This is a genomic window from Caldicoprobacter sp. (assembly GCF_047459465.1).
In the GTDB taxonomy this organism is placed as follows: domain Bacteria; phylum Bacillota; class Clostridia; order Caldicoprobacterales; family Caldicoprobacteraceae; genus Caldicoprobacter.
The window spans coordinates 1-4,695 of the sequence record NZ_VSCO01000135.1; the positions used below are offsets into that span (position 1 = coordinate 1).

At 44.0% G+C, this 4,695-nt stretch carries 5 protein-coding genes; 1 reads left to right on the forward strand and 4 read right to left on the reverse strand.

Annotated features, from left to right (window positions below; all coding sequences use genetic code 11):
• The 4 genes from FWJ59_RS07950 to FWJ59_RS07965 form a co-directional block, all read right to left on the reverse strand.
• The coding region (locus tag FWJ59_RS07950) for an NAD(P)/FAD-dependent oxidoreductase (protein WP_414481415.1) at positions 1–708 on the reverse strand (708 nt) is incomplete at its 3' end.
• 8 nt (positions 709–716) lie between these two features.
• Entirely contained in the window at positions 717–845 is a 129-nt protein-coding gene (locus FWJ59_RS07955; protein ID WP_278292822.1) for a hypothetical protein, read from the reverse strand.
• A 229-nt stretch (positions 846–1,074) separates the two neighbouring features.
• The gene (locus FWJ59_RS07960) at positions 1,075–2,577 is read right to left on the reverse strand and encodes a glutamate synthase-related protein (protein WP_414481416.1); all 1,503 of its coding nucleotides are present in this window, start codon (positions 2,575–2,577) and stop codon (positions 1,075–1,077) included.
• Complete coding sequence (locus FWJ59_RS07965; RefSeq protein WP_414481417.1) at positions 2,568–3,671, reverse strand: class II glutamine amidotransferase; 1,104 nt, start codon at positions 3,669–3,671, stop codon at positions 2,568–2,570. The genes FWJ59_RS07960 and FWJ59_RS07965 overlap by 10 nt, the downstream gene beginning before the upstream one ends.
• 787 nt (positions 3,672–4,458) lie before the next feature.
• Here FWJ59_RS07965 and FWJ59_RS07970 point away from each other — a divergent pair.
• The coding region (locus tag FWJ59_RS07970) for a hypothetical protein (protein ID WP_414481418.1) at positions 4,459–4,695 on the forward strand (237 nt) is incomplete at its 3' end.

Below are 4,695 nucleotides of genomic sequence, written 5' to 3' on the forward strand. Positions count from 1 at the left end.
GTATATAAAGCCGAAGTCATCTCTCCCAAGCTGGTGTTCAAATGAGGATATATCTATCTTTCTCCTGATTAAATCGGTATATATACCGGCTCTGTCGATGTCATTTATTAAAAGATAGCCGACCAGATTATTTCCTCTGATATAAAACTTCTTATAGGTGTTCTTTTCCTGGTTGTATATGGTTTTTACGGTTATTCCTTCACCGGGGGTTGACACGCCGGCACTCACAATTGAAAGGTCCAGCAGGGGCATTGAATTCATTATAAACCCCTTATCAAATATTTTTTGTGCTCCGGCCATGTTCTGCCCTGCCGTCTCTCCCTGTTTATAAGCGTTGGGGATTATTGGGATTTCGGCATTTCTTTCCTCTATGAAGTTATATCCCTCGGCCACATCGCCTGCGGCATAGACGTCAGGGATATTTGTCCTCATCATGGTGTCCACTATGATTCCTCTGTTTATCTTAAGCTTTGTGCCTTTGACAAGGTCGGTGTTGCATCTTACACCCGCTGCCAAAACAATAAAATCGCAGGGGACTTCCCTTCCGTCTTTGAGAAGCACGCCGATGGCGGCCTGATGGCCGAGGATTTTTTCCACACTGGTTTTGAGCAACACTTTGGCTTCGTACTTTTCGAGCATTTTCAGTGCCATTGAAGAGGCTGTTTCGTCAAATACCCGTGGCATGATCCTGTCCATGATGTCTATCACCGTAACATTTACGCCATAAGGTCATGTCTGTATTTGGAATGGGCGGCTATACAGTGAATCTCGCATAGCCTGCATCCTATACACACATCTTCCTTTGCGTATATCTTCTTTGGAGCTGTGATATTGGATTTATCCATTCTATAACACTCCTCGCTTTACCAGGATATTTATAAAATATATATTGTGCGGTGATGATTAATTTTTCTGCTAAAAAGGCGATTGGTTTGTAATAACCTACTAAAGGATATGCTTTGAGGCACCGCACGCGAAAATTTTAAAGTCTAGAGACGGTAATTTTGGTTATGTTTTATTTATTGCGATGAATGGCAATGGTTAACTAGATTTTATATTGAAAGCCTCTATGACTCATTCTCCGGCTGCTTTTATGCCCAGTATGTCAAGCTCTCTAGAGGTTAGCCCTATTCCCCGCAGCATGAACCTATTGCCGCGCAGGCTTTCGATGGCGTTGATCCCCATGCCGCCCAGCATCTCCTTCATCTCGTGAGCCCAGGCTTTGATGAGGTTGACAAGCCTTCTGGCGGCAATTTCAGGGTTGAGCCTTTTTACCAGGTTGGGGTCCTGAGTGGCTATACCCCAGTTACACTTGCCGGTGTAGCATTTTTGGCACATGTGGCATCCCATGGCAATTAAGGCTGCCTGTCCAATATAGACGGCATCGGCCCCCAGGGCTATCGCTTTTATAACATCTGCGCTGTTTCTTATGCCTCCCGCACAAACCAGCGATACCTGATTTCTTATGCCTTCCTGCCTTAACCTGGTGTCTACGGCGGCTAATGCAAACTCGATGGGTATTCCAACGTTGTCCCGTATCCTCAAGGGAGCAGCGCCTGTGCCGCCTCTAAACCCGTCGATAACTATGATATCGGCCCCGGCCCTTGCTATGCCCGAGCATATGGCTGCGACGTTGTGGACCGCTGCGATTTTAACCGCCACCGGTTTCCGATAATCAGTGGCTTCTTTTAGGGAGAATATGAGCTGGCGCAGGTCCTCTATTGAATATATATCGTGGTGGGGAGCAGGGGATATGGCATCGGAACCTAAAGGGATCATCCTGGTTTGGGATATCTGAGCGGTCACCTTTTCACCCGGGAGATGTCCCCCTATGCCGGGCTTTGCGCCCTGGCCGATTTTTATCTCAATGGCTGCTCCGGCGTTTAGATACTCTGGGTCAACGCCAAACCTACCCGATGCCACCTGTACTATGGTGTTTTTGCCGTATTTGCGCAAATTCTTATGAAGTCCGCCTTCGCCTGTGTTGTACATGATGCCCAGCTCAGATGCTGCCATTGCCAGGGCTTGACAGGCGTTAAAGCTTATCGAGCCGAACGACATGGCTGAGAACATGATGGGAACTTCAAGTTCCAGCTGAGGTGGTAGTTTTCCCTTGAGCTTTCCGTTTTCAACCTTAAGCATTTCGGGCTTTCGCCCCAGGAAGGTTTTGAGCTCCATGGGCTCGCGCAGCGGGTCTATTGATGGATTGGTTACCTGGCTGGCGTTTATGAGCATCCTGTCCCAGTATATGGGGTAGGGTTTGTCGTTGCCCATGCCGGTAAGCAGTATGCCGCCAGTTTCTGCCTGTTTATATATTTCCCTTATAGCAGTTGCCGTCCAGCTGGCGTTTTCTTTAAACTCAAGGGGATTTTTCCTTATAGTAATTGCCCTGGTGGGGCACAGGGTTACGCATCTGTGGCAGTTGACGCACTTGGAATCGTCTGCTAAAACCCTGTCTTCTTCTTGGTCATATATGTGTGCGAGGTTTGCGCACTGCCTTACGCATACCTGACACCTTATGCAGCGCGCGTCGTTTCTCTCTATTATGAATTCCGGTGTAAGAAGGCTTATGGCCATATATCTTCAACTCCTTCCAGTAGAGCAATTACTGGCTCCCCGCCCATGGGGGCCCATACCCTGTCGGGTTGTGGACATACTGCTCTGATGGCCGATTCCTCGCTGGCGACAAACACGAAATCGCCTTTGGTTGCCGCCACCATCGGGCGAAGCTTTATCCTGTCGTTTAAAGCCAATATACCGTTTTTGCAGGCCAGTATTATGGAAAATGGTCCGTTGATCAGGGCACTGCCGTACACTGCCCGTATCGCTTTCACAAGTTCCTGTCTCTCGTCATCCATCCTCTGTATTTCATCCCATAGCGGTGCGGCCAGTGCGGTTACAACAATATCAAGGGGGAGTCCGTGCCTGCGTATCAAAAGGTCGAATATATAGGTGATGACCTCGGTGTCGGTCTGAAGTGTGCATTTGTAACCAAACATTTCGATCCACCGTCTGTTTGCGTCGTAGGATGAGATCTCCCCGTTGTGGACCACTGACCAGTCAAGCAGGGTAAAGGGATGGGCACCACCCCACCATCCAGGAGTGTTGGTGGGGAATCTCCCGTGTGCCGTCCAAATGTATGCCTTGTATGTGTCCAGCATATAAAATTCGCCTATGTCTTCGGGATACCCCACCCCTTTGAAAACTCCCATGTTTTTACCACTAGATACCACAAAAGCGCTGTCAATGTTTGAGTTAATCCTCATGACACATCTTACTACGAATTCCTCTTCGGCCAAGCCCCATTCCATAAGCTTATCTTCTCTGGGCAGGACAAAGTATCTCCAGATTATGGGAACATCTTTTATGGAGGGGACTTTTCTGGTGGGGATTTCTCCCGACAATTTTATGTCAAAATGTTTCTTTAAAAATGTCTCGGTATCTTCTTTTGCGCCGCTGTGGTGATAGAACACGTGAAACGCGTATAAGTCCTTGTATTCGGGGTATATCCCGTATGCGGCAAAGCCTCCTCCCAGTCCGTTTGAGCGTTCATGCATCAGAGCGATGGACTTTACTATGTCATCCCCTGAAAACAGAAGGCCTTTTTTATTCATAATGCCCGATATAGCGCATCCTGCCGGAATCCTTATATTACCTTCACGAAGTAGCATTTTAAATCACCCTGCTTCCTTAAGGATATTTCTGGTTTTGTATAAAACAAGGTAACTTTTAACAATAAACGTTATAACAAAATGAAATATACAAAACTTTAACTTGCAAAAATTTACACAAATTACTTAACCGTATACAATTTAGGACAAATTCGTTTAATTGATATAACTAGAATTTATCGTATGCAACATTATATTTAAGTTTTTTACGCAAGTAAAATCAATAATGCTTATATTTAATATAAAATGTAATTATGCAAGAAATAAAATAATAAATTGCATTAAACCATTGGCAGGGTGATATTAGATGTAGAAATATTTTTAAGACCGGGATATAATGTTAACTGATTCTAAAGTTAGTAACTTTAAAGTTAGTTCTAGAGGTTTATATGCTAGTGGTACTTATGCTGGTGGCTGGGGTCGGTGGGGTGGCAACACAACCCAGGCAATTCTCAAATATATTCATACGTATCAAACTACTAGCGGTGGCATTCTAATAAAGGCTGGTCCTGCGGCATAGGTGCTGACACTCCCCTCCAAACTACTTATAAACAATGGAGTATTGTATGTATTATGAGTTGCCTAAAGTACTATTAAAACGTTATGGTATAATAAATTTATTTTTTGATCTTTCTTGGGGAATAAGAGAATAAATTTATAGAAAATCGTTGAAATTTGTTGGATTATATATCCATAAATGTTATAAGATTATAATGATGTTGTAAATAATTTGTAATATATATTTTTTATGATAACTACAGATAAAAATTAAAAGGGGGTATTGGCTATGAAAAAGACTTTAATTATAATAGCGTGTTTGTTTTTGCTTGGCTGTTCAAATTCAAATTTGCAGCCGTATGAGAATGGCGAGAATGAGAAAGCTATTCAACCAAATGAAATTCATGATACTGTATCGAAGGAAACAAAGGAAAACAGTTCTGGAACTGATTCTACAGCCACTTCTAAAACCAATGATATGAATACCCCGGGTAATTTGTCAGAAATGTTAATGACAGTTGAAAAC